Below are 23485 nucleotides of genomic sequence, written 5' to 3'. Positions count from 1 at the left end.
AGGTCACCCACTCCGAAAGGTCCACCGCATGCTCTTGGACTCGCAGACCGGTGTAGGCGTCTACCAGTTCATCGTCGACCGGCTCGAGGGCCGGCGCCGCGAGGAGTACCCCGACGGCCGTGAGGCGTACGAGGACGACTGGACAGCCGCCCACGATCTGGAGAAGTCCTACGCCGAGGCCGTGCACGCCCAGGACCCCGACACAGCCGAGCACCTTCTCCAGGAGCTCATGAACATGGCCGCTCCGTGGCGAAACCATCCGCACCACCCGGACAACGACACCGAGGGCGGGCACCAGCCCGACGACACCGTGCCGGGCAGCCGGCCATGAGGCGGCAGTGGGTCCTTCCGTGCGGCATGATCGCCGTCATGGTGGTGCTCACGCCCACCGTACGCGACACCCGCAGCGCGCCATGGACCATGGGATGGGTCGCCATCCTCCTCGGCGCCCTTGCCGTGCAGATGCTGCTCGTGCTGGTGGACCATCTCGCCCCCGATGCAGAGCGCCCCGAGCACGACGACGTCCCGGAAGCCTGAACGTCCTGCCCGGCCGCTCGTGGCCAGGCTGTCGGTGCCGGGCATTACAGTCCGCATGTGCGTGACATGACAGCTGTGAGTGCGGAGGCCGCCTGGCTGCTCCTGGTCGGTCTGGCGGTGGTCGGTGCGATGGTGACCCTCGCTGACGGCCGCCTACGTTGGTATCCGAGGGGTCTGCTGCAGTGGTGCATGGTCATCGCTCTGGCGCAGGGGCCGTATGGAATTCTCCTGGCCAGTGGGGCGATCCCCCAGGCCGAGACTCCGGCCGTCCGCATCGTGATGCTGCCGACGTGGATCGCTGGCGTCGGATTCGCGCTCTGGAAGGGCAGACGAGCCGTGCTCGGCCGATGGGCGGATCAAGAGCTCGTCCGAATCCTGGGCAACCTCAACGTGCTGACCCGGATCACCGCGCTGCACCGCCGAGCCGAGGGCGCGGATGTCAGGCAGCTCCCTTTGCAGGAGGCCCGGACCGCCTTGGGCCGTCGCCGCGGCCGTGTGGCTTTGCTGTCCTTCGAAAAGGTGCTTGAACAGATGGAGACGGAGCACCGATCCACCGAGGAGTGGTCCGAGCTCCGCTCCCGGATCCGCGCGCTGGTCACGAACTTCGTCGGCAGACCACAGACTGACGTGGCGCCCCCTGGCGCGTGACCGATCTTGCGTGATACGTCGATCGCAGGAACTCCGGTCCATGACCAAACGCGTGATCAGCTCGTCCAGGTCTTGATCTGAGCGGCGACCTCACGCACCGGGAGCCCGTCCCGGGCGGCGCGGGCCAAGGGAATCACGGTGTCCAGTCCAGGGCTGACCGGGAGGCCGCATGCCGACAGGTAGGCCGCCGTCACCGTGGCCGCGAACAAGAGGTTGCGCACCTCAAGGCTGGGGTTCCTCGCCAGTTCACACAGCAGCGCGGCGGCTTTGTGATGGGGCTCGGGATAGACCTCGCGGTCCAGGACCTCCGCGCGATGACGTGCTTCGGCTGCTACTGGCACGCCGTAGTCGACGACCTGGGGGTCCCCCGGGATCTGCTGCGCTACTGCCAAGATCCAGGCGAGATCGACACGGAGATTCACGCGGCGTCCCTCGGCGCGCGCTCGGCCAGCCCTTCCGTAAGGCCGGGATACCGGTCTTCACCGACCTCCGCCTCGAACGCGTCCGCGTACTGGGCCAGGAACGTCGCGGCGCCGGCCATGAAGGCGGCACGCGCCTGATTCACATCGGCCTCGATCAAGTCAGCCACGTACCCCTGCAGGGTCAGACCACGGCGCTTCGCCCGGTCCTCGGCTGCCGCCTTGACGGCGTCGTCCAGTCGGATATTCGTCTGCTTTGCCATACCCACCACCATAGCTAGCCACTGATACCGTCGGCTAGCAGCCAGGGCCCGCAGGTTCTCGCTACCCACCCGCGAGCGAAGATCGTCTATCGGGCGACCTGGTCGACCACCGGACGCTGGGAAAACCGCCCACCCGCAAGGTCGCCCTGGAATGATGAATCACCACATCGCACCAGATCGCCAAGGGGACGAATGGGCCTGCACATTTCGCGGATCGAGATACGCAACTTCCGCAACTTCCGGCACCTCGTCATCGACGACTTCCCCGCCCACGCCGTGATCGTCGGCGAGAACGGCGTCGGCAAGTCGAACCTGCTGGAAGCGATCCGCCTGGTCCTCGACCCGTCCATCTCCGACGCACGGCGCATGCTGCGCGAGGAAGACATCTGGGAAGGACACCTCACAGGCCTGGCTGGCGGAGCCGAGGTGACCATCGTGGTCGAGCTACGAGGCTTCGACGACGACGCCGACGCCAAGAGCATTCTGTCCAGCGCCGCGGTCGGCTTCGACCCCTACGTAGCCCGGCTGACCTACCGCTTCGCCCCGCGGACGGAGGTGGCAACGGCCGATGGCTCCCGTGTGCAGCCAACCGGTCGGCCGCTGACCGCGAAGGACTATGACGTCATCGTCTTCGCCGGCGACCGCGAGACCAACGACGTGCGCGCCATCCGCCGCGAAGTTGCCCTGCGCGTCCTGCCGGCCCTGCGAGACGCCGAGGCAGACCTGCACAACTGGCGCCGCAGCCCTATGAGGGACCTCCTCGAACGACTCCCCCTTGACCCGGTGAACCTGGAAGCCACCGCCTCGGCAATGGCCACGGCAATCGACCAGCTCACCAAGGACGACAACGTCGCCAAGCTGGAGGGGCACCTGACGGACCGGCTGGGAGCGATGTTCGGGCCGCGCCTGGCGGTCCAGCCCACCCTGGGGTTCGCCTCCTCCAAGCCGGACGAACTGATCCGCGCCGTACGCCTGTTTTTCGACACGGCGCGCCGCAGGAGCATCTCGGACACCAGCCTGGGCAGCGCCAACGTCATCTACCTCGGCCTGCTGCTCGAAGCCCTCAGCCAGCAGCGAGACGACGAGGAATTCATCGCCACCCTCGTCGCCGTAGAGGAACCCGAAGCCCACCTCCACGTCACCCTCCAGCGGCATCTCTTCGGGTACCTGCTGCGCAGCGGACCGTCGCTCGTCCTCACCACCCACAGTCCGCACATCGCCGCCGTCGCCCCGGTCCGCTCCTTCATCGTGCTGCGCGCAACGGAGAACGGCACTACCGGTGCCACAACGTCCGCCCTCCCCGTCAGCAGCGAGCAGGCCGCGGACCTGGAGCGCTACCTCGACGTCAGCCGCGCCGAGGTCCTCTTCGCCTCCGCCGTCGTACTGGTCGAAGGACTGGCCGAGCTGTACATCCTCCCCGCCCTGGCTGAAGCCGCCGGCTTCGACCTCGACGCCTACGGCACCGTGGTGGCCAGCGTCCACGGCACCGACTTCAAGCCCTACCGGGCGCTCCTCGGTCCGAAGGGCCTCGACACCCCCCACGTAGTCATCACCGACGGAGACGCCGCCCGCGACAAGCGCGGCCGACGGGAAGCCGGCCTCAAGAGAGGCGCCAACCTCCACCCCGAGGACGCCCGCGGCAAGGCGCTCCGGGACGAGATTGCCCGCCTGCCGGAAACCGGCGCGGCCGACTATCAAACGACCCGCGATCCCCTCGCCTCAGAACTCCAGAACCACGGCGTCTACGTCGGCGCCCAGACCCTGGAGACCGACCTGTGCTCCATGTTCGGCGAGGAGATCATCCAGGCCTTCAAGGAGCTGAACGGCAACGCCACCGCGATCGACGACGTGAGCCGCGGGGTCGCCAACGAGCTGAACACGACGATCGACCCCGAGCTGCGGAAGAAGATGCTCAAGCGCATCGGCGATCTCGGCAAGGGCCGCTTCGCCCAGCGCCTCGCCGCGCACATCGCCCAGGTCGACCTGGACGCCCGGATCCGGTCCGAAGCCAACATCACCGACGACCTTGTCCCCCTGGACGAGCACGCCCTGCGCCGCCTGGGCACGGCTTCCTACCTCTTCCTGGCCATGGAACGCATCAGCCGCGCGGCCCGCGGAACCTCGCTGCTCACCGGCCACACGGCGCTACAGGTCAACGGACAGGGCAGCGATGCAGGTCAGTGACACCCTGCTCGCAGAACTCGACAGTCTGCACCCCAGGCAGCGGGCCGCCGTTCTACACGACGGCAACGTCGTACTGCGGGCCGGGCCCGGAAGCGGGAAGACGCGCACCCTCGTCGCCCGGATCGCCTACGTGCTCCAGACACAGATCTCGGCCTTCCGCGGCGTGGCCTGCATCACCTACACCAACGCGGCGGCCGAGGAGATCCGCCGCCGCGTCCTGCGCAGCGGCGTACGCGCCGAAGGGCGGATCACCTGCTCCACCGTGCACGCCTTCTGCCTGAACGAGATCCTCCGCGCCTTCGCACACCTGACCGGGCAGTCGGCACCTCAAGCAGGCCAGGTCCTCAACAAGGCGGCCACCGAAGCGCTCTTGCAACGCTGCTTCGACCAGGCCGGCATCGGCGAGATCCTCGCCCAGCACCGCATGCCCCAGAGCACCCGGATCCGCCGGGCCCTGGCCTGCAACGAGGACCTGGACAGCTTCGACCCGCGGGAAGTCCAGGCAGCACGCCTCTACGAGGAACAGCTCATCCTCCGAGGCGAGATCGACTTCGAGGCCATGGTCACCCGGGCCGTGCACCTCGTCAGGGAACACGCACATGTCCGCGACCTGCTGCGCTCCCGCTTCCCCCACCTCGTCATCGACGAGTACCAGGACCTCGGCGGAGTCCTCCACGAACTTGTCCTCGCCCTGCGCGACCTGGCCGGCATCACCGTCTTCGCCGTCGGGGACACCGACCAGTCCGTCTACGGATTCACCGGAGCCGACGCCAAGTACCTGACCGAACTGGCAAGCCGAGCGGACTTCCGCGATCTCGAACTCGAGGTCAACTACCGCAGCGGCCAGGACATCATCACCGCCGCCGAAGCCGCCCTCGGCCTTTCCCGAGGCCGCCTCGCCCGCGAAGGCGCACCCCCAGGCGACGTCAACCTCGAACAGGTCGAGGGAGGGCTCGCGGACCATGCCCGAGTGACCTGCGACCTGGTCGAGCAGGCGCAGAACAAGGGCATCAGCCCCGAGCGGATCGCCATCCTCTACCCCGCTCGCGGTCGCCTGCTCGACGAAGTCCGCAGCGAGCTCACCCGACGCGAGCTGGACTTCCGGCACGAAGGTGACGACAAGCTCCCCGACGGCAGCCTCTCCCGCTTCGTCCAGCGGTGCGCCAGCCGCGCCGTCACCAACTACCAGATCCACACCGCATCCGGCGCCGATCGCGCCGACATGCTGCGCCGTACCCAGGCGCCATCACTTGCCTCCCTGGCCCGCGCCTTCACCACGCTGCGCACCGAGGCCCAGCTCGCCCCGTCCCCCTCGCGGCTCTTCGTTCCCAGGGCTCTGCAACTCTGCCTCGACCCCGAGGCGCTCTACCCAGCCGAAGCCCCTGCCCTCGCTTGGCTGGAGCAGCTGCGCGCAGGCTTGGCTCTCGACGAGATAGCCGCAGGACACCCCGACCAGGACAACACGAGCAGCCTCGACCGCCTGGCCGACCTGTGCAGGTCCAAGGACTTTCTGCTGCAGGACCTCGCGCGCGGCGAGGAAGTCATCGGGAAAGTACTGCTCGCCACCTACCACGCAGCCAAGGGCCGAGAGTTCGACACCGTGATCCTGCCGGGCCTCCTCCAGGGCCTCATTCCGCGTGACGTCCCGAGCGGGAGGCAGTGGCGGAAACCCACGGAGACGGAGCTCGCGGAGCAGAGGCGCACCTTCTACGTCGCCCTCACCCGTGCCGAGTCGACCGTAACCATGATCGTCGGTCCCGGGTACGAGACCAGGAACGGATACTGGATGTCCTTTGGGCCCTCAGCCTTTGTGATTGAGATGGCGCAGCGGCTCTTCCCCGACGAACAGACCTGACCAGGCGGCCGTCCCCAGCCCAGTCCGACGCTCCGGCCTCCGACTACGGTGATCACCATGACACTGGGGGAGATGCTGCAACGCCACGCCGGGCAGGCGGTGGTGGCGACGGCGATCATCAGCGAGGCCGTCATGACACAGCTGCGCGGACCGGCGGCCGGCATCGCCGTCGGTGTGGCGGCGGCGGCCGGCGGAGTGTGGTTGGTGCAGGGCCGCGCCCGGCAGAAGTCGGCGATCGCCATGGGGCCGTCGGCCCAGGCGTTGACCTGGCAGGTCCACGCAGGCCGCAAGCCCGACCCGTCCGACAGCGACACGTACCGCCACATCGCCACCAGGATGCGGCAGACCACCGAGCACGTACGCCGCACCACCGCCGAGCGCGGACTGAAGAAGATCACCCTGGCCACCTCCAGCGAGACCGACAGCTGGGCCGACGCCCGCTCCACCGGCCACGGCCGCCGAGGCCACGTGTGGCTCGGCATGCGGTGGCTCCACCCCCGGCACACCAACCACCTCCCCGCGGTACTGGAGCACGAACTCGCCCACCTCCAGCGCCGCGACACCGGCAAGCGCATCGCCGCCGAGTCCGCCGCCGTCGCGGTGGTCGGCCTGGCCGCGGGCCTGCTGTCCCTGCCCGCCCTCGCCCTGACCGCAGCCGCCGCCTGGGCGCTGAACACCATGTTCTTCTGGTGGGGCGAACTGGCCTGCGACCTTGCGGCCGCCCGTGTCTGCGGCCGGATCGCCGTTGCCGACATGTGGCGCGAGGACCTCGAACGTGAACGCGCCCGCGCCGTATTGCCCCGGATCTGGGTGACGGTGAGGGGCCTGCGCACGCACCCGCCACTGTGCCTGCGGATCCTGTGCGCCGAACATGTCCCGTTGCCGGACGCACACGGGCAGGCCGTGCACCCACTGCACACGCCGGTCGCCAGCTGATCCGACTTCCCCGTCCACAGCGTCCCGGCCAGACCGGCCACGAGCCTGTGCACCGCCCCGACGCGTGATGGGATTCCCCGATATGTGCGATAAGCGGGGGGTCAGCGCGGTATTTTGGCGGACAGTCCCCCTGGACGCCGCGTCCCCCCGTGCGCTGCGTCCGGGGGTGTACTCCGCCGGGTCCGGCGTGATCAGCGGCCCCGCACCTCCGCCGCGGTAACTCGCTCTCGCGCCCGTCTGCCGCGACCGGCTCTCTCTCCGTTTACCGGGAGGTCACCGGCTCGCAGAGCCGGGATCCGGTACACCGGCGTGGTGGGCGCGAGGGGGAGGTCGGGGCGGACCCGCGCGCGGGGGAAGAACCGGCGCTCACGAGTGAACGTGAGGCCCTCGACGGCGCCGTCCTTGTAGACCGGCCCGACGAGCCGCCCCTCGGTGTCGCGAATCCCGATCCGTACTCCGGGCTTCCAGTGCGCCCGCCGCCACGTGCCGACGACGAGCGGTCCCCGCGAGCCGGCTGGCGTCGTGCGTTGCTCGGGCGGTCCCTCGGGCGGAGGGGTGAAGTCCAGGACACGGACCCCATGGAAGCCGCCGGCCTGCCCGGCCTCGCTCGTGGCGATCCTGCCCAGGGTGCTGCGCGACGTGGGGCGCGGCCCGGGTTCGGGGAGAACGGGCGGCGGCGTCCACCGGGCGAATGCCAACTGCGCGGCGTACCCGTACAGCACGCGGCCGCCGCCGTGGTCGCCGTACGCGGTCGGCTGCAGCACCTGGCACCGCTTCCCCGTCGCGTCGAGTGAGGAGATGAGCAGGAACCCTGACGTCGTGTCGAGTCGGCCATCGGGCTGGGAGGCGAGCAGGCCGCCGAGGATGACCGGCTCCGGTCCCACGCACACGCCGGCCTCGACGAGCGCGGCGAGCTCGTCGTCATCGGCCTGGGCCGCGCGCAGGGGGACGGGGTCGTGCGTGATGAGCGACCAGGGGGCCGGCAGCCGCAGCGCTTCCCGGGTCGGTTCGTCCAAGGGGGCGGTGGTGACCACGTCCAGGGCGAGCGGGGCGGGAACCATGTGCGCGGCGGCCAGGTAGGCCGCGGTGCCGGTCAGGGCGCGCAGCCACCGCACGGCTCGGTCCTGCTGCACGGTGTAGGTGCTGGTGCGGAAGTCCTGCTCGTCCAGCAGACCGGACCGCAGCGCGCCGACGTCCGCGGGCACCAGGCCGGCCACGTCCGAGGGCAGGGGGCGATGGATCCGGGCGAAGCGCCGCTCGAGCTCCCACTGCTCCCGTTGGGTCGCCAGTGCGGCCGCGGCGACGTCGATGACGACGTCGTCCGGCCCGCACAGCGCGAGGACCGCCTTGGACTCGTGAGGAGCCAGCTCCCAGTTGATGTCGTGCTCGTCCGCGAGTCGCTGTGCTGCTCCGCACTCCGCGACCACCCGCTTCCACAGCACCGCCAACTGCTCGTCCCAGGATCCCGATCTGCCCGGTCCAACGCCGGGACCGAGAAGGAACTCCTTCCAGGCACCCGAGGTCAGGGCGGTGAAGGTCAGGCCGCTGTCACGCGTAGCCGGGGTGGCCGGCTGCCCGAAGGCCGCGTCGAGGAGGTTCCGCACGCTCATGCCCTGGTCAACGACGGCACTCGGTTCGAAGGCACTCCTGTCCGCGCCCTGCGTTGGCCGCCTGTGGTTGGTCACTCCTCGCGTTGCTGCTGGGCCTCTTCGAGGGCACGCAGCGCGGCCTGCCGAGTCTGCTCGATACGGGCAGGATCCCGGGGCGTCTGGTCCTCTTCGGCCCCCGAGCGGCCGTCAGCCGCCGACATCATGACGTCGAGGGCCTTGCGCCGCGCGGCCTCACTCAGCGGCGGCCGCCGGTCGCGCAGCGCCCCGATCGTCATCAGCGTCAGCACGTCGTCGCTCGTGGTGGGCCGCATGCGGCCTTCGAGGAGTTCGTCCAGCCGCCAGCTGTGCGCGATCTCTTCCCACGTCACGTCCGGCGTTGCTTCGTCGCTCATGCGTTTTCCTATCCCAAAAGGAATCAACAACAGCAGTCACCGCTTCCGGCCCGCTGAATTCCCGACCGGCGTGCTCACACGCTGCGCATGACCGCCACGACCTTGCCGAGGATGGACGCGGCGTCGCCGCAGATGGGCTCGAAGGCGTCGTTCTCCGGCATGAGCCACACCGTCGAGCCCTCCCGCTTGAGTCGCTTGACCGTCGCCTCGCCGTCGATCATGGCGGCGACGATCTCGCCGTTCTCGGCGTCCGGCTGCACCCTGACGGCAACGGTGTCGCCGTCCATGATGTGCGCCTTGATCATCGACTCGCCGCTGACCGTGAGCGCGAACACCTGTCCGCTGCCGACCAGTTGCCTCGGCAGCGCGAGCACATCTTCGACGTGCTCGTCGGCGGTGATGGGAACGCCGGCGGCGATGCGGCCGACGAGGGGGGTGTGGACCACCGAGGAGTCGGACACCGCGTCTTCGGGGCCCGCTTCCACGGCGACGTCGCCCTCGGGGCCGGCGGTCGTGGTGGGGACGTAGGCGCGAGGACGCTTCGGGTCCTGTCGCAGGACGCCCTTCTTCACCAGCGCGCCGATCTGATGCGCGACGGACGAGGTGCTGGAGAGCCCGGCGGCCTGGCCCAGCTCCCGCATCGACGGCGGGTATCCGCGGTCCCTGATGCTGGACCGGATTGCGTCGACGATCCGGCGCTGCCGGTCGGTCAGCCCGTCCTCCCGGGTCACGATGCCCGGCGGGCGCCCGACGTACCGAGACGTTGTGGCCTCCATGATGTCCCCCTTCGTGCTCTTACAGGTACGAACCGTAACCCGAGATTCCGGGAAATGGCACAGGTATTCGACTTGTTTTCCCTGGCCAGACGGCCGCGGGGGCCAGCCCTCAGCCCGGAGCGGAGAGCACTGCTGCGTACGGTTACGCCCATGACATTGCCGCTGGAAGACGACTCGAGGCCGCCCTACCTCCAGGCGGCCGAGGTGCTGCGCGCCGGGATCCAGACGGGGGAGTACGCGCCCGGGAGCCGACTGCCGTCGGCGCGGGTCCTTCAGGCGCGCTTCGGAGTCTCCAGCTCGACGGTGCAAAACGCGCTGCGGGTCTTGAAGCAGGAAGGCATCGTCTACTCCGTGCTTGGTCGGGGCAGCTACGTCAGCAGCACACCCCCCGGCCTCCCGCTGGCGGCCCGGACGGAGTCCCCCCTCCCCAACGACGCAATCGACGAGGAACACGACCCCAGGCCCCCATACGTCCGTACGGCAGACCTACTCAGGGTGCAGATTCAGTCCGGCAGCTTCGAACCGGGCGGGCGGCTTCCCTCCGCGCGGGAACTCCAAGACCGCTTCGGGATCGCCAACTCGACCGCACAGAACGCGGTGCGCGTGCTCAAACGCGAGGGTCTGGTCTACGCGGTCAAGGGCAAGGGCGTGTTCATCCGCCGCTCCGCACGGCAGCACGAGCCGCACCTTGGTGAGGCGGAGCATTCAGCACCAGCTGGCTTTCGCGGGCGGCCGCGAACCGATGAAGAACTCGCCGCAGACCTGGCCGCCGCCGAGCGGCGTCTCGCGCGCGCCGCCAACGCTTACACCGCGGCTGGTGCCCAGCTCGACGCCCTCACCCGCGAGGCCGTGCGCCGCGGCATACCCGTGCCGACCGCAGTGCGAACGCATTCGGAACCCCTCCCACCCCGCGTCGGGGGCTGACCCGAGAGCAGCCGATTCTCGGTTCCTGCCCCGACGGGGCCCCTGACGGAGAACGATGGGGATCGTGATGCACGGGGACGTAGGAACCACGCCACCGCTCGACCGCACCGACTGCTTCATGGCCCTGGAGGCTGCCGTCCAGTGGTGGGGAGCTGAGGTGCCAGAGGACCCAGGAGCGGGTGAGCTGGCACAGATGCTGGACGAGATCGTAGAACGCCTGAGCGGGGATCGGAGTACCGAGCAGGCGCGATCAGCCGCCGAGCTCCTGGCCCAGGCGGCTGAGGCACTGAGGGCGGTGGCCCGGCTCGGCGGCCTCCTGCCGGCTATCTCGTTGTGGCACCTCAGGACCGCACTTCGACAAGAAGCCGGCGCCCGCGGCCAACTCGCCCAGCACAACGATCCCCAGCCAGCCGCGTCCCCCCTGTAACCCGCGCCCCGCCCCGGCGTGGCGCCCGCATCAGGCCGGGCCCGACAACTACAGTCGCGTCGCGCGGCATCGGTCTGCTGCTCCTCACGCGAACCTCGGCCCACGGGTTCAAGGCGGAGGCGAAGAAGCACGGCTTCGATCAGCTGTACCCCACCGACCGCAACACCGCACACCAGTGCCTGTTCCTCACGCTCCGCGGGCCGACGGAGCTGAGCGAAAGGTGCCTGAAGCCATGTCGGCCACCCAGACCAGCAGCCGAGCCCGGACCTACGCCCTCTACACCGGCGCCCCCCGCCAAGCCGCCTGTGACGCCGTCACCGCCCTGCGGCCCGGCGCGCCCCTCATCCAGGCACCGGCCCAGCAGGCGCAACTCCTCCTCGAATCCGAGGTGTTCTACTGGGTCCTCAACTCTCAGAGGCACTTCTTCGAGTACCCCTTCGGCATCCGCTACGTGCAGCCGACCCCGCACAGCATCAGGCTCCACCTGGAGAGCAACGACAGCCTCGACAGCCTGCTGGGCGGCCTGCTGCCCTCCCGCGCACCGATGCGCACCGGACGAGACGAAATCTACGGACTCAACGGCGTCCGCATCTGCGCACGCACCGATCGCGGCATCGAGCTCCGCCGACTCGGGCAGCCGACCAGCATCCAGCTCACCGGGCCCTCACGCCGCGCATTCCAGAAGGCCGAGGCAGCCCTCGCCCAGCAGTTCCAGAGCAACGGCGGAGAAGCCTGCTGGCTGGCCGGCGACACCTGGACCCCCTCCGAGAAGCAGTGGGACGACGAACGCCAGCCGATCGCCTACGAGTCCACATGGCGCGACGCCGCTTGGCTGCCCAGCGGCCTGCTGCGCCGCCTCGGACTCCTTCACACGGTCGCCGTCCCCCAGGTCGTCACCGGGCACGAGGCACGGCTTGGGGAGTGGTGGATCCTGCAGCTCGAACACGACTCCGACACCGGCCTGCGCCGCGCCGAGCTGGTCCAGGCCCTGACCGACCCGCACCACGGTCTGCCGCTGGAGCTGTGCGGCCACCGCGACCTGACGCCCGGAGAAGGCCTCGGGCTGGTCCTCCTGAAGTCCCCGGATCGCACCGCCGCCCTCCAACTGCGTTACGACCGGATCGACTACCCGATCAAAGAGAATCGCGCGCAGATGTTCGCGGCGATCCGGCAGCGCACCAGCGCTCTGACCGGGGAAGCCTCATTGCCGCCCATGCCCGGTTGCTCGGGTACCGGTTGAGCCGAGCCCCGCGCCGGCGATGTCGTCAAGGCCGCCGTCACTCGAAGGGATTGCCGTAACGGGCGAGGCCCCACGACCTGCGTGCTTGCCGTACGGTTTCCGGACTGCGTCTGCCGGGGGAACGGCAGGCCGGACCGGGGAGGGACGGCGTCCAGATGGTCGGGGATGAACAGGAGACCTGGGGCGAACACGCGATCTGCCGAACCGCAGATCCGGACGAGCTCTTCGTCGACGGCGCGGCCCAGAACCGGGCCAAGGCTCTGTGCACCGGCTGCCCGGTGCGCACCGAGTGCCTCGCGCATGCCCTCGACAATCGCATCGAGCACGGCGTCTGGGGCGGCATGACCGAGCGTGAACGGCGCTCCCTCCTGCGACGCCGGCCGCTGGTCACTTCCTGGCGCCGCCTACTCGAAGCGGCCCGATCAGAACATGAGCGCATCGTCCGGTCCGACGACGAGCAGCCCTGGAACGCCACGGGGTGATCACCCCCGCTCCGCACAGCCACCGTTGCTGTGGTTGCACCACCGAGTTCCGTCCCTACGCCTTCGGGAGGTCGTCCGGGCCGGTCACGTCGGCGAGGTGGAGAACGCCCGTGCTGCCGAAAACGGTACGGAACATCACCTCGCTGCTGGGGTGGCGGAGCCGCCCACTGCCGTCACCCGCCGCCTGTCTCCGACGATGCCGGCGCGCTCCGAGCCGCCGGCTGTCAAGGTGACACCCATGGAATCCGTCGACACCGCCCTGAACCGCCTCTGGCCCGCAGAGCTGCGCACCGACCATCTCCTCCTGCGGCCGGTCACCCACACAGACGGACTCCTCGTGCACGAACTGCTGACGGACGAACGAGTCCGCGCGTACCTCGGCGGTCCGGTCACGCAGGAGCGCATCGCCGCCCGGCAGGCCGCCTACCCGACGACGGCCGGCGCGTGGACCGTCGTCCGCGTCGCCGATCAGCAACCGATCGGCCTGGTGACCATCGGCGCCGACCACCGGTGCGAGGGCCGCGCCGAAATCTCCTACCAGCTGCTCCCCGCCGTCTGGGGCGAAGGGCTGGGCCGGGAGGCCGTCGCCGCGGCCGTCAGCTGGTGGACGGATGCCGTCCCCGGCGGTGGTCCGCTGGTCGCGGTCACTCAGAAGGCCAACCGCTCCTCGTGCCGCATGCTGGAAGCGATCGGCATGACGGTCGTCGACGAGCTCGACGAGCACGGTGCCCGCCAGTGCCTCTACACCCCCGCGGGCGGCCAGGACGACAGCGATCTGCGCTGGTTGCGCCTGCTCGCCGAGCGCCGGGACGCCGTCGAGCGGCACCGAGGCGCGCAGGCGCGCGCGACCGCGGCCGGCCAGGACCTTCCCGACGACCTTTCGGCGCTCACTCCCGAGGAGCTGGCCCGGCTGTGCCCTGCCCGCCACGGCGCCTACGGCCGGATCTGCGCCCGCGTGGCCAATCACACGCCGGACCTTCACGTGGGCCGGGCACAGGACGGCGCGTGGATCGCCTGGCTGACCGACGGCTGACGCCTGACCGCCCACCCGGCGCGGCCAGGGGGCTCCGTCGGCACTCAGAACTCGTCGGCGCGCATGGGGACGAGTTCGGCGACCTCGAACTGAGTCGTCTGCGGCTGCAGTTCGAGGAAGCGGGCGATGACCTGGGCGTGCGCCTGGCCGGTGAACAGGTCCAGCGCCACGCGGTCGAGGGGACCGTCGTCCAGCTGCAGGTACGTCATGGCCAGATGGGCACCGTGGTGCAGGGCGTCCTTCTCGGTGGGGTAGGTCCAGGTGCTCAGTCCGCGTCCCGGCTCGCTGCGGTGCAGCAGAACCCACGGGCCGCCGGCCGCCCCCGCGGGCGCGCCGGCCAAGACCCGGCACATGCGGCACCACGTCGCGTTCGCGGCAATGCGCTCCGCCTGACCGGCACCCCACACCGGCTCCGGCACGACGACGCGCGCGACATCCGGCCGTTCGGGCAGGGGCTGCGGCTCCCGGGTGAGCAGTTCGGGGACCCGGTAAGCGGTGCGGGTGCGGCCCTTCCTGCCGGCCGGGGGCTGCCACAGCGCTCGCGGCCACGGCTCGTCGAGCGACACCGAAGGTCCGCGGCTGAGGGGATGGCCGAGGTCGACCGAGCCCTCGCCGGACGGTGTCGGCTCCTCCCCTGGAGGCAGCGGCAGCAGCCACCCGGCCGTGCCCTTCACCCAGGCCTGCCCGCAGCCGCACCAGTGCACGGCGGCATCCTGCTCGGCGGGGCTGTCGTACCAACTCGGCTCCTCCCGGCCCAGGCCGAGGCGCGCCATGGCGGTCGGCTTCTCGCACGGGCAGGACGCGAACCGGTACAGCTGCACATCGGGCTGCTCGTCGCGCGAAGCGTGCAGCCACGCCGGATGGACACCCAGCGCCCCCGCCAGCGCCTCCCGCTCACGATCCCCAGGCCGGGAGCGGCCCGCCGCCCAGTGCCCGATCTGGTGCGCGCCGACACCGACGTCGCCGCCCAGGCCGACCGAGGTCATCGCGGCCGCCTCCTGCAACAGCCGCAGACGCCGTACGAAGGGGGACAGCTCCAGCAGAGCCCACACCGGGTGCTCCCCACGGGGCTCGACGTACTCCGGATCGTCCTCCCACACCTCGTGAAGCTCGTTGTAGGACAAGGCGTGCTCGGCCAGCGTCTCGGTCACCCACCGGCGCACCGCAGCGTCGTCCGCCCACTGCTCATCGGTAGCCTTCTGAGCCGCCGCGTCCGCGTTCTCCGCCAGCACCAACTCCTCGTGCATCGGGAAAAGGCACTCCTCGACGGCCAGCAACGCCCGGGAGGCGACGACACGGCGGGCCGGTTCCGGAACCGCTCCGCTCAGCACACCCGACAGCACGTCGACGGCCCGCACCACCAACCGGTCCTGATGCTTCCCCCACCTGCTCACCCTGCCCCCATCCTGCGGCCGCCGCGGCCCCGCACGTGTCACATCATCCCGGCCATGACACGGAGGCGGGCGACAACGCCCGAAGTTCACCCCCACCAGAACAGTCCCGGCCCGAGCCCCGGACAGCCAGGAGCGCCCGGCATCAGACCCAGCACGACCGCCCGCTACACGGCCGCATACGCTGGGCCGATGCCCGTCGTACCCCCGCTCTTCAGCGATGCCGAGACCGACCACCCCGCCATCGCCCAGTGGTGCTCCACCATCCTGGCCGGCGACACCGCCCGCCTACTCCTCCTGGGTCCGCACTGGTCGGGCAAGTCCTACGCCGCCTACGCCGGGCTGCGCCGTCTCCTTGCCGCCGGCTATCGCGAGGAGAACATCATCGTCCACCAGGCCCACGAGCTCGGGCGCAGCTACGAGCCCGGCATGATCGAGAACACCACCGCGGTCACGGTCATCGACGACCTGACCCTCTCCGTCGACCTGGTGCGCGAGGCCAAGGTTCCGCTGAAGCCGGATTCGGCCGATGTCCAGGCCATGATGGCCCTGGAGGCGGGAGCGCTCGCGGATGCCGTCGCCCGCCTGAGCCTGCTGCCGCGCCGTTCCTGGCTCCTGATCGTCTCGAACCTCGACTGCCTCGTCGAGACGGTCGGCCAAGAGACCGCCGACCGCCTCGTTGCCGTCGCAGAGCAGGCCGAACTCACCGCCCGCCCCCGGCCGACCTTGCGCTGGTAGCAGCCGGACACGCAGCACGCCCGCCGCACTTGACCGAGCTGGACTACGCTGCGCGCTGTCGGCAGGGCGCAGGAAGGGGCGGGTTGTGGCCAAGCGGACGAACGGTTCCGAGAAGAACCGCAAGGAGCCGATGTCCGGCGTCGCGCGCCGGCTGTGGGCGTTCTCCGGCAACGAGTGCGCCTGGGGCGACCCGCACTGCTCAACGCGGCTGGTCACGGAGGAGGGCGCCTGGGTCGGCAAGATCGCCCACATCATCGGTGCCGAGCCCGGCAGCGCCCGGCACGAGGAATGGGACGGCCAGGACGTCGAACAGCTGCGGGACTTCGGCAACCTGATGCTGCTGTGCGGGGTGCACCACGACCTGATCGACAGCAGCGTCACCCGGCACGACTACACGGTCGAATACCTGCGGGCAGTCAAACAGAAGCACGAGGCCAGGTACCGGTACACGGTCGAGGCCATCGAGGCCGAATTCCGCGACACGGTCAATGGCTCCCTGGTGCGGCCCGCCGCCACCATGCGCCGCTTCTTCGCCTGGGAGGACGCCAACCAGGATCTGGAGGACGAACAGGAGACCCTCGAACTGGTCAACCGCTTTGCGCGGCGTCTCGGCGGCCTCACGAGGATGGCCCGACAGGTCCTCGCTCTCGTGGTGCACGAGGAGAGCACGGACTTCGAACTGGTGCTGAGGCGCTTCTCGGCGGACCGCACGACGCTGCTCAGCGTCGTACGCGAGCTGCAGAAGGCGGAGATGGTCTACCTCCACGACGAGGAGTTCGACGAGGACCGCGGGAAACTTTCCCTGCTCAGCGGGGCTCTGGAGGGCCTTTACGAGATGTGGGACGAGCTCCGGGGCTTCTGCCACGACGAGAAGGTCGACCTGAAGGAGATCCTGGTGGACCTCGACTTCTCCCGCCTGGACTGAGCCGCCGACGACCGCACGACCTGCGCCCGGGGGTGGCGGCCCCGGCCGTACTGCGTCCCGTCACGGGGACCGGGGCCTGTCCCGCACACTCCATTCCGGCACGGGCCACGGCGAGCCTAACGGTGCCCCGAGAGCGCCTGCACGGATTCCCGCAGACCCGACTTCCCGGCCGGGAGGACAAGGGAGCGAGGACGAGCACGGTGCGGAGACTGCCGCAAGGCGCTCACGCGGCCGGCTTCCGCACAGGACAGGTGCCGCGAGCGGCGTCACCGACTGCACCGTCCTCCCCGTCCTGGACGCGCGCCGTGTCGACCTCAGCGGGCCCTGCGGGGACACCGTAGAAGCCACCGAAGGCCTCGACCCCGCGCTTCCCCTCCAACTGGGCAAGCAGCGCCGCGGCCGCCACACCGCGAGCAAGCTCACTCGCCGTCCGGACCACACGGTCCTGTGCGCGCCCCGACCGAGGCCGACCATCGCTGAACTGCAACACGTCACCGTTCTCGCCCAGGCTGCCGCCAGCGCGCTCGGCCTCACCACGCAGCCAGTTTTCGGCCTGCTCACGAGAGTGGCCCCATTGCCGGAGCTTGTACGCGATGTCAGCGCCGCACAGAGGAACGGCGAAATCCAGGAAGAGTCGCAGCTCAGCAACGGCATTCATTGGTTCAGGCTGGCGCATAGAAATACCTCCTAGAACGTATGGTGTCGAAAGTAGGTAGGGCTAAAGAAGTGGCTGGATGCGCGGGGAAAGCGAGCAAGAGGCGTCGGTCGGAAAGATGCCGTCACGATCGGGCCACACGGCCTGCCAGTACGGCACGGCGATCTCCCTGCCGTACACCGCCCGCAGCATCGCGAACGGCTCCAAGGACTCCACGGGGCGCATGAGCAGTTGGAATCCGTTCGCGAGCAGCCCGTCCAGCACCTCACCGGCAACCGGACCAGACGATCCGGCGAACCGCTCGACGACGCTATGGAGCACGCCCTGCATCGCCCTGACGTCCAGCCCGGCCATCACGAACTCATACCCCAGAGACTCGTGCAGACCCGGTGTAGCAATAGGCAGCAGAACCCTCATCTGCCATAACCGCCTGGACGGCGAATCCGTGCTCCGCGAGCACGGATCGCAGCCGAGCAACGTACTCCGTCATGAAATCGGGCGGACACACAGGGCAATCCGCTTCCCCGCAAGAATCGTGAGGGCGGCCCTCCGGCAAAACATTGGCCGCGACGTCGGGCGTGAAATCCAGATCGCGAGCGACCAGCTGAGAAGGATCGCCGTCCGGACGGCACGATTCCAGAGCCGGAAGATCGATAAGGCCCCACCGGCCCTGCGACAGGTCACCGCCCAGGCACGACCACCCGTAGGCCTGGCCGCTCGCGTCGTCGACCTCAACGACGTACCACTGGCCCCAGGCGGAGAAGTACCGCAGCCGGACCACCCTGTGCTCATGCGGCTCCAGGACCGTGCCCCACAGACCCGGGATCTCGGCCAGCACCGCCGGAGCCGGGTAGAAGCCGCCGGCGCGCTCCTCGCGCCACAGCTCGGGCGGCCGCGTCCTGACCGGATCACCCCCCTGCGCGGAGCACTCGGGTTCGAGCTGGGCGCGGAAGAGCACCTGATCGACGTCCGGGTGGTAGATCGACACCTCGTCACCGTCCCAGCGGACGGTGTACGCCCCCAGGTCGTCGGGCAAGGCGCGCAGTTCCGGCACGGTCTCCATCGCCCTGAGGAAGAGGGCGACGAACACTTCCTCACGTCCCCCCGAATCGGCAGAGACGGTGGTTCGCTCCCAGGGATGCCCGAGGAAGCGCATGCGGATATCCGCCATGATCAGTACTCCAGTGAATCGAGATGTAGGGGAGGCCGACGAGGGCCAGGCCGATGAGTGCGTCGTCGATTCCTCGGGCGATCGCTGAGCGGCGGCGCTTCGCATCCGCATGCATCACCGGCCATCCGGCCTCGACGGGGATACAGGGGGAAGGTCCCGGCTCAGGAGCCGGACGACTGCTGCGCTCGGTACTCGCCCACCACGGCGAGCACCGCGACGCCGAGAAGGCCGGCTCCCTCACCTGACATCCAGTCGCCGAGCGGCGCTTCCGGGTTGTTGCTCAGCCTCTGGATGAGGTCATGCACGCTGACATGCGGAACACCCTCGGCATCACAACCAGCCTCGAAATGGCCGAACTTCGGCACGTACGCGTGGTAGTGCCCGTCGGCGCTCCAGTGAGGGTCCTGCCACAGCTCGAACACCGCGTTCGGGGCGTCCTCCTCCAACCGCGTGGCGACCTCCTCGCAGAGCCCCAGCACGGCTTCCCGGGCGCGGTAGACCTGCCCCAGCGTGAGGACCTCGGCAGGGCCACGCTCATACTCACCGCGGAGTCCGTGCTCCCGCATGAGGTCGAGCAGCGGAACGAGTTCGGCGGCGGGAGCCGAATGGATACGGAGCTGCAGATCAGCAGACACGTTTCTTCCTAGGTTCGAGCGCCACGGCGGGCGCGCATGCAGAGGGGGAGGCAGGGCCGCGCATTTTCGGGAGGCAGAGGTGAAGCAGAGCGCGTTCGGCTGCTCAACCGGCGCACTGGCACCTGCGGGGAACGGGTACGGCGGCATGAGGCGTGTGGGCGGCTCTCCGGCGCGACGGCAGAAGACCTGGTCAACGGTGACCGTCAGAGCCGCGATGTCTCACGCTGCCAGTCACGCGTCTCAGCGCGGCGAACCAGACGGCGGAACCAGGGTCCTTTTTCGCCTTCGTCGCTGTACCGGCCCGGCAGGATCTTGCTCCCCACGGAGCCGGTCCGAGCGTTCTTGACCTTGCGACGCCTCGCGGGACGCTTCTTTGCCCCGGTTCCCGGGACGGGGGTACTCATGTTGAGATCAACTCCGCATTCGCCCCGATGCTTTACGCCTCTTCGTCGTTCTCGGCGCAGTCGGGGCAGTCGTCGGGACAGCGGGTCAGGGTGCCGTAGGTGTGAACCGCACAGCGCACACAGGGGTCGACGGAGGCGACATATTCGCCGTCCTCGGTACGGGTTTCTCCGGCCCAGTCGTCAGCCGGGATTCCAGTTGGTTCGTTGCAGTGGCTGCAGTTGACCTCGCCGGGGCGGAAGATGGCCATCAGAGTTCACGCACGGACAGACCACCGTGCAGCCTCCACAGGAGCTCCGACATGTCGACGCCGATTTCGTGCTCGGCGTCGTTACTGTCGCCTTCGACGGCCTCGTTCCAACGTTCGAGAAGTTCTTCCACCTCGGCCCGTTCGGAGGGGCTGAGTTTGGTGTTCAAGACGCGGTCCTCTTGCTTAGCGCCCCGACGAGCGGGGGCGGCTGATGGGGCTCGGGCATCGCCCGAGAGGGATAGAAGATCAGCCACGTGAGGCTGCTCAGCTCACGCTTCACTCCTCACCGACCACCACCCGCACGCCCGACATCCGGCACTTCTGGCCGCGCACGGAGTGGCCCTCCAGCTGGCCGCTGATCAGGTCGACAACCGCTCCGCACCCGGCGGACGGACAGCGGACGGCCATCACCCGGCCCTCTTCGTCGAGGAGGGGCATCTCGTGCGCGAGAGCCACCGCGGTCTGCTCACCCTTCAGGCGTACGGCGAAGGTCACCTCGCCGCCGGCCTGTACGTCATCGAGGCACAGCTGGCACAGGGGCTGCTTGCGGGCTCTGGCTGCGGCCGCTGGTGAAGGGGTCGCACGGTGGCCGTCGGGAGATACGCCGGGCGGCAAGCCCGTCTCGGGGTCGATCAGGATGCTCGGAGCGGTGTGGCGTTCCAGCTCGTGAAACATGGTCGGGCGGCCGCAGCAGGGGCATTTCATCAAATAGAACAAGGTGAGCTCTCAGGATCGTCGGAGCGGTGTGGATGGGCGCGGACTGCCTTTGGGGGAGGGGCTGTCCTGCTGTGGCTCGGGGCGTACAGGGAGATGCAGCCGGTGACCCGGGGCGGGTCGACTTCCTTGACGAGGCCGCGGGCGGCGGCCTGTTGGTCGGGTGGCTTATCGGCCGGTTCTGTGGTTCCCCGGCCTTACGAGAACCACAATACACATTGGAAACAAAATAAGCAACAATGCGAGTTCCGGCTCCCGTGCAAGGCGCGGAGCGATCCGGCCCCAAGCCTGTACGGCAACCGGGGACCGTCCGCCTCGGGGCCCGGTGCCGCCGGGCAGGTACCGGAGGGCGCGAGCGGCCGGTCCGCGCCACCGTCCCTACACCGCGACGTGCGCGTGCCCGTATCCGAGCGGTGCGCTGGGTCTGCGTCCCCGCACTTCCGCCTGCCCACCCTCGTCCCCGGCGTGACAGGGCAGAGAGGGGCGCGCGAAGCCAGCAGGTGGGCGCCCTGCCCGAGGCTCGGCCGGGCCCGTACCGTCGCAAGGTCGGGCGAAAACCCCGGGACAGCGGTCAGTAAGGACGGTGGCGTGGTGGAGCGCAGGATGGTACTGAGCGCCGGGCTCTGCGCGGCGGCGCTGTGGGCGGGTGGCACGACCCAGCTTTTGGCTGGCCAGGGCCCGGTCCCGGTGCATCCGCAACCTCTCACCATGACGCCGTTCCGTTTTACGGCCGCTCTGTCCATTGCTGAGCTACAGGAGCCTGTCCGGCCTGATGGCCGGCCCCAACCCCCAGCGGAAGGGGATGTGGGGGTTAGCCGGGTTAGTGCAATACGCGAAACGTGCGCCAGTCGGCCCACTCGATCCAGGCCGGCCACTGCGGAACGCGCCCGTCAAGAAGGCGCGTGGCGCCGTTGAGCTGCTGAAAGTCGAGGAGTCGCACACGTCGGGTGGCGGTGTAGAGCACGGTCTGGGAGTCGACCATGAGCGAATCGTCGACCTCTACCAGCTTTCCGATGTGCTCAGCCGACAGGTCAGCAAGGGTTGTGCCCATCAGGTGCTGCTCCTTGGTGGTGGTTGGGTCCGGCCCCGGGCCGCTGTGGAGGGGGCGTGGCCAGCGGCGTGGGACCTCGGTGCTCAGGGGCTGCTCAGGGTCTGGGGTGGGGGCGCGGACAGGTCTCCATCCTGTATCTCCGCCTTGCGGGCGGGCTCTCTGCTGTTGAGCTACCGCACCCCCGGCCCGGCCGTGGAGCAGTGGTCGGTCCTCCGTCACTTGACGGGGCCCGACCGTGGGGGAGTTACTCCCGACCGGGGATCTGAGGGCCCGGCCCCGGGCCCCCGGGTGGAGGGGGTCTGGGAGCCTGGGGCCGGGCTGTGGTGGGCACGGACGGCCCTCCGGGGGGCGGAGGGCCGCCCGTGCCCTGGTCTGGTGTCCTCTTGGTGGGGTTGGGGGCCGCCCCGTGGGTTGTTGGGGGGTTAGGCGGCGTTGTAGCCGTTCAGCTTCTCGACGAGTTCGGCGCGCATGAAGGCGAGTGCCTGTGCCTTGTCGTCGAGCTTGTTGATCTGGGCCTGGATGGCTTCGGCGCGCTGCTTGTTGAGGAACTTGGTGTAGGTGGCCTGGCGGGCGGGGGTGGCCTTGTCGGTCTGGTAGGTGGTGATCAGGCCGGTGACGAGGTCGCGGACCTTCTCGAAGGTCTCCGGGCTGGCGTTCTCGGCCGGGGCGCTGGTCTCGAAGGCGGCCCCCAGCATCCGCTTGCGGAACTTGAGCAGCGGCGCGGCTCCGTTGTCCGTCTCGGCGGTCAGGTCGGCCGGGTTGACCAGGTGGCTGCCGACCACGTACGGCAGCTCCATGTCGCCCAGCTTCGGGGCGTCGGTCCGCTCGTGGCGGTCGGTGGCGCTGCCCTTGCCGAACTGGACGTTCAGCAGACCCTCGGTCTTCGGGAACAGCTCCCAGTTCGGGTGGACCACGACCGTGCCGATGGGGAACACCCCGTCCTGGAGGACGCGGGACAGGTCGTAGATCGCCTCGCCGTTCTCACCCGTCTCGACGGCGTACGAGTAGGTGTTACCGGCCGGGGTGGTGAACGTCTGGGTACCGGACATGAAGATCCCCTCCAACAGGGTCAGTAGGTGGTTTCTCGGCCGGTTCTTCGTTCCCCCGACCTCGTGATAACTACAATACACACCGAAGCGCGAACACGCAACATCGGAACGGGATCACCCCCACACGCTCAACCAAACCCGCACCCATCTAGAAACCTCACCCCACGGGACCGCCCCGCCCAGCGACCGACCACACCCACCCCCGGACCCCGCCCCCGGCTCACCCCGACCCCGCCAGGGTCACCAGCGGCCACCCGACCGCACTTTCACGCGACCCCCGATCTACCCCCCGGACGATCCCGCAACGCGAATCTAACGCCACCCCCGGAACCCGCCCCCGCCCAACCGGCGAATCTAACGCCCCACCCGTACGCGCCGATTGGAGCGGCCCCGGATCTAACACCCCGGGGGCACCGGATCTAACACACCGCCAAATCCCGAACCCTGAATCTAACGCCACCCCCGCACGCGCCCCGGAAAGCCGTACCGGGCCCCGTGAGGCCATCACACCCGAACCCCTTCCCCAACCGCCATGACCCCTGTAGGCTGCTGCTACAGCCCACACAGAGGCACCCCGGCCCCGCCGGAGCAGCCCCCGGGCACAGGAGAGCGGACACCCCGTCAATTTCCGCCGCACAACTTGAATTCAGGGCCCTGAATCTCTAGAATTATCTGGCAGCACGGGAAATCAGGACCACCCGCAGAGAAACACCACCGGGACAACCTGAAAACCCGTCGAGAAACCACAGAAAAGGCCCGCCAGGACCACGAGGGAACC

27 protein-coding genes and 1 tRNA gene are annotated in these 23485 nt (G+C 69.4%); 12 read left to right on the top strand and 16 right to left on the bottom strand.

Features of this window, described 5'->3' with window-relative positions; genetic code table 11:
• The first annotated feature begins 28 nt into the window (after positions 1 to 28).
• From ACIQR3_RS25615 to ACIQR3_RS25605, 3 genes are read left to right on the top strand one after another with little or no spacing between them, the layout of a single operon-like run.
• Positions 29 to 331: a hypothetical protein gene (locus ACIQR3_RS25615; RefSeq protein WP_403542826.1), complete on the top strand. Its 303-nt coding sequence runs from the start codon at positions 29 to 31 to the stop codon at positions 329 to 331.
• Positions 328 to 537, top strand: a complete 210-nt coding sequence (locus ACIQR3_RS25610) for a hypothetical protein (RefSeq protein ID WP_403542824.1) — start codon at positions 328 to 330, stop codon at positions 535 to 537. Before ACIQR3_RS25615 ends, ACIQR3_RS25610 begins: the two co-directional genes overlap by 4 nt.
• A gap of 57 nt (positions 538 to 594) precedes the next feature.
• Entirely contained in the window at positions 595 to 1185 is a 591-nt protein-coding gene (locus tag ACIQR3_RS25605; protein WP_403542822.1) for a hypothetical protein, read from the top strand.
• A 56-nt stretch (positions 1186 to 1241) separates the two neighbouring features.
• Here the strand turns inward: ACIQR3_RS25605 and ACIQR3_RS25600 are convergent, their stop codons facing one another.
• Both ACIQR3_RS25600 and ACIQR3_RS25595 read right to left on the bottom strand, forming a co-directional pair.
• The gene (locus tag ACIQR3_RS25600; protein WP_388148282.1) at positions 1242 to 1607 is read right to left on the bottom strand and encodes a hypothetical protein; all 366 of its coding nucleotides are present in this window, start codon (positions 1605 to 1607) and stop codon (positions 1242 to 1244) included.
• Positions 1604 to 1867 carry a hypothetical protein gene (locus tag ACIQR3_RS25595; RefSeq protein ID WP_391398413.1) on the bottom strand — a complete coding sequence of 88 codons (264 nt, stop codon included), beginning with the start codon at positions 1865 to 1867 and terminating at the stop codon, positions 1604 to 1606. Before ACIQR3_RS25595 ends, ACIQR3_RS25600 begins: the two co-directional genes overlap by 4 nt.
• Before the next feature lie 192 nt (positions 1868 to 2059).
• On the opposite strand from ACIQR3_RS25595, the gene ACIQR3_RS25590 reads away from it, so the two are divergent.
• From ACIQR3_RS25590 to ACIQR3_RS25580, 3 genes are read left to right on the top strand one after another with little or no spacing between them, the layout of a single operon-like run.
• Positions 2060 to 4051 carry an ATP-dependent nuclease gene (locus ACIQR3_RS25590; protein WP_403542820.1) on the top strand — a complete coding sequence of 664 codons (1992 nt, stop codon included), beginning with the start codon at positions 2060 to 2062 and terminating at the stop codon, positions 4049 to 4051.
• Positions 4038 to 5906 carry an ATP-dependent helicase gene (locus ACIQR3_RS25585; protein WP_403542818.1) on the top strand — a complete coding sequence of 623 codons (1869 nt, stop codon included), beginning with the start codon at positions 4038 to 4040 and terminating at the stop codon, positions 5904 to 5906. The genes ACIQR3_RS25590 and ACIQR3_RS25585 overlap by 14 nt, the downstream gene beginning before the upstream one ends.
• A gap of 57 nt (positions 5907 to 5963) precedes the next feature.
• Positions 5964 to 6842, top strand: coding sequence for a M48 family metalloprotease (locus tag ACIQR3_RS25580; RefSeq protein WP_403542816.1), 879 nt, complete (start codon positions 5964 to 5966; stop codon positions 6840 to 6842).
• Between the two features lie 191 nt (positions 6843 to 7033).
• Here ACIQR3_RS25580 and ACIQR3_RS25575 read toward each other — a convergent pair whose 3' ends face one another.
• The 3 genes from ACIQR3_RS25575 to lexA all read right to left on the bottom strand — a co-directional run bounded on the left by ACIQR3_RS25575 (position 7034) and on the right by lexA (position 9620).
• Entirely contained in the window at positions 7034 to 8452 is a 1419-nt protein-coding gene (locus tag ACIQR3_RS25575; RefSeq protein WP_403542814.1) for a hypothetical protein, read from the bottom strand.
• 71 nt (positions 8453 to 8523) lie between these two features.
• The gene (locus ACIQR3_RS25570; protein ID WP_392181012.1) at positions 8524 to 8844 is read right to left on the bottom strand and encodes a hypothetical protein; all 321 of its coding nucleotides are present in this window, start codon (positions 8842 to 8844) and stop codon (positions 8524 to 8526) included.
• A gap of 74 nt (positions 8845 to 8918) precedes the next feature.
• On the bottom strand, positions 8919 to 9620 hold the full coding sequence (lexA, locus tag ACIQR3_RS25565) for a transcriptional repressor LexA (RefSeq protein ID WP_392181011.1): 702 nt from the start codon (positions 9618 to 9620) through the stop codon (positions 8919 to 8921).
• A gap of 150 nt (positions 9621 to 9770) precedes the next feature.
• Between lexA and ACIQR3_RS25560 the strand changes: the two genes are divergently transcribed.
• From ACIQR3_RS25560 to ACIQR3_RS25545, 4 genes are all read left to right on the top strand, one after another.
• Positions 9771 to 10544, top strand: coding sequence for a GntR family transcriptional regulator (locus ACIQR3_RS25560; RefSeq protein ID WP_403542811.1), 774 nt, complete (start codon positions 9771 to 9773; stop codon positions 10542 to 10544).
• 659 nt (positions 10545 to 11203) lie between these two features.
• Positions 11204 to 12211: a hypothetical protein gene (locus ACIQR3_RS25555; protein ID WP_403542809.1), complete on the top strand. Its 1008-nt coding sequence runs from the start codon at positions 11204 to 11206 to the stop codon at positions 12209 to 12211.
• Between the two features lie 155 nt (positions 12212 to 12366).
• Positions 12367 to 12693, top strand: a complete 327-nt coding sequence (locus ACIQR3_RS25550; RefSeq protein WP_392181007.1) for a WhiB family transcriptional regulator — start codon at positions 12367 to 12369, stop codon at positions 12691 to 12693.
• A 238-nt stretch (positions 12694 to 12931) separates the two neighbouring features.
• On the top strand, positions 12932 to 13726 hold the full coding sequence (locus ACIQR3_RS25545) for a GNAT family N-acetyltransferase (RefSeq protein ID WP_403542807.1): 795 nt from the start codon (positions 12932 to 12934) through the stop codon (positions 13724 to 13726).
• A 44-nt stretch (positions 13727 to 13770) separates the two neighbouring features.
• Here the strand turns inward: ACIQR3_RS25545 and ACIQR3_RS25540 are convergent, their stop codons facing one another.
• Entirely contained in the window at positions 13771 to 15120 is a 1350-nt protein-coding gene (locus ACIQR3_RS25540) for an XRE family transcriptional regulator (RefSeq protein ID WP_403542805.1), read from the bottom strand.
• 189 nt (positions 15121 to 15309) lie between these two features.
• Between ACIQR3_RS25540 and ACIQR3_RS25535 the strand changes: the two genes are divergently transcribed.
• Positions 15310 to 15855 (top strand): hypothetical protein, encoded by a 546-nt coding sequence (locus ACIQR3_RS25535; protein WP_403542804.1) that lies wholly within the window; start codon positions 15310 to 15312, stop codon positions 15853 to 15855.
• Positions 15856 to 15940: 85 nt separating this feature from the next.
• Positions 15941 to 16780: a hypothetical protein gene (locus tag ACIQR3_RS25530; RefSeq protein WP_403542802.1), complete on the top strand. Its 840-nt coding sequence runs from the start codon at positions 15941 to 15943 to the stop codon at positions 16778 to 16780.
• Between the two features lie 223 nt (positions 16781 to 17003).
• On the opposite strand, the gene ACIQR3_RS25525 is transcribed toward ACIQR3_RS25530, so the two are convergent.
• The 10 genes from ACIQR3_RS25525 to ACIQR3_RS25480 all read right to left on the bottom strand — a co-directional run bounded on the left by ACIQR3_RS25525 (position 17004) and on the right by ACIQR3_RS25480 (position 22707).
• Positions 17004 to 17456, bottom strand: a complete 453-nt coding sequence (locus tag ACIQR3_RS25525; RefSeq protein ID WP_403542801.1) for a hypothetical protein — start codon at positions 17454 to 17456, stop codon at positions 17004 to 17006.
• 42 nt (positions 17457 to 17498) lie between these two features.
• Positions 17499 to 17789, bottom strand: coding sequence for a DUF4262 domain-containing protein (locus ACIQR3_RS25520; RefSeq protein WP_403542800.1), 291 nt, complete (start codon positions 17787 to 17789; stop codon positions 17499 to 17501).
• Between the two features lie 7 nt (positions 17790 to 17796).
• Positions 17797 to 18606 carry a hypothetical protein gene (locus ACIQR3_RS25515; RefSeq protein WP_403542799.1) on the bottom strand — a complete coding sequence of 270 codons (810 nt, stop codon included), beginning with the start codon at positions 18604 to 18606 and terminating at the stop codon, positions 17797 to 17799.
• Positions 18607 to 18767: 161 nt separating this feature from the next.
• Entirely contained in the window at positions 18768 to 19241 is a 474-nt protein-coding gene (locus ACIQR3_RS25510) for a hypothetical protein (RefSeq protein WP_403542797.1), read from the bottom strand.
• 436 nt (positions 19242 to 19677) lie between these two features.
• Positions 19678 to 19893 carry a hypothetical protein gene (locus tag ACIQR3_RS25505; RefSeq protein WP_403542796.1) on the bottom strand — a complete coding sequence of 72 codons (216 nt, stop codon included), beginning with the start codon at positions 19891 to 19893 and terminating at the stop codon, positions 19678 to 19680.
• Positions 19893 to 20060, bottom strand: coding sequence for a hypothetical protein (locus ACIQR3_RS25500; RefSeq protein WP_356651084.1), 168 nt, complete (start codon positions 20058 to 20060; stop codon positions 19893 to 19895). The genes ACIQR3_RS25505 and ACIQR3_RS25500 overlap by 1 nt, the downstream gene beginning before the upstream one ends.
• A gap of 109 nt (positions 20061 to 20169) precedes the next feature.
• A complete protein-coding gene (locus ACIQR3_RS25495; protein ID WP_403542794.1) occupies positions 20170 to 20568 on the bottom strand; it encodes a hypothetical protein in 399 nt (132 codons plus the stop codon).
• An 859-nt stretch (positions 20569 to 21427) separates the two neighbouring features.
• Positions 21428 to 21658, bottom strand: a complete 231-nt coding sequence (locus ACIQR3_RS25490; protein WP_403542792.1) for a hypothetical protein — start codon at positions 21656 to 21658, stop codon at positions 21428 to 21430.
• 107 nt (positions 21659 to 21765) lie between these two features.
• Positions 21766 to 21838 (bottom strand) — tRNA-Cys (locus ACIQR3_RS25485).
• Positions 21839 to 22080: 242 nt separating this feature from the next.
• Positions 22081 to 22707: a hypothetical protein gene (locus ACIQR3_RS25480; protein ID WP_403542790.1), complete on the bottom strand. Its 627-nt coding sequence runs from the start codon at positions 22705 to 22707 to the stop codon at positions 22081 to 22083.
• Between the last annotated feature and the right edge of the window lie 778 nt (positions 22708 to 23485).

It is taken from the genome of Streptomyces sp. NPDC090994, assembly GCF_044768905.1.
In the GTDB taxonomy this organism is placed as follows: domain Bacteria; phylum Actinomycetota; class Actinomycetes; order Streptomycetales; family Streptomycetaceae; genus Streptomyces.
Note: the sequence above shows the minus strand (reverse complement) of the source record. Positions and strands in the feature narration are given on the sequence as shown.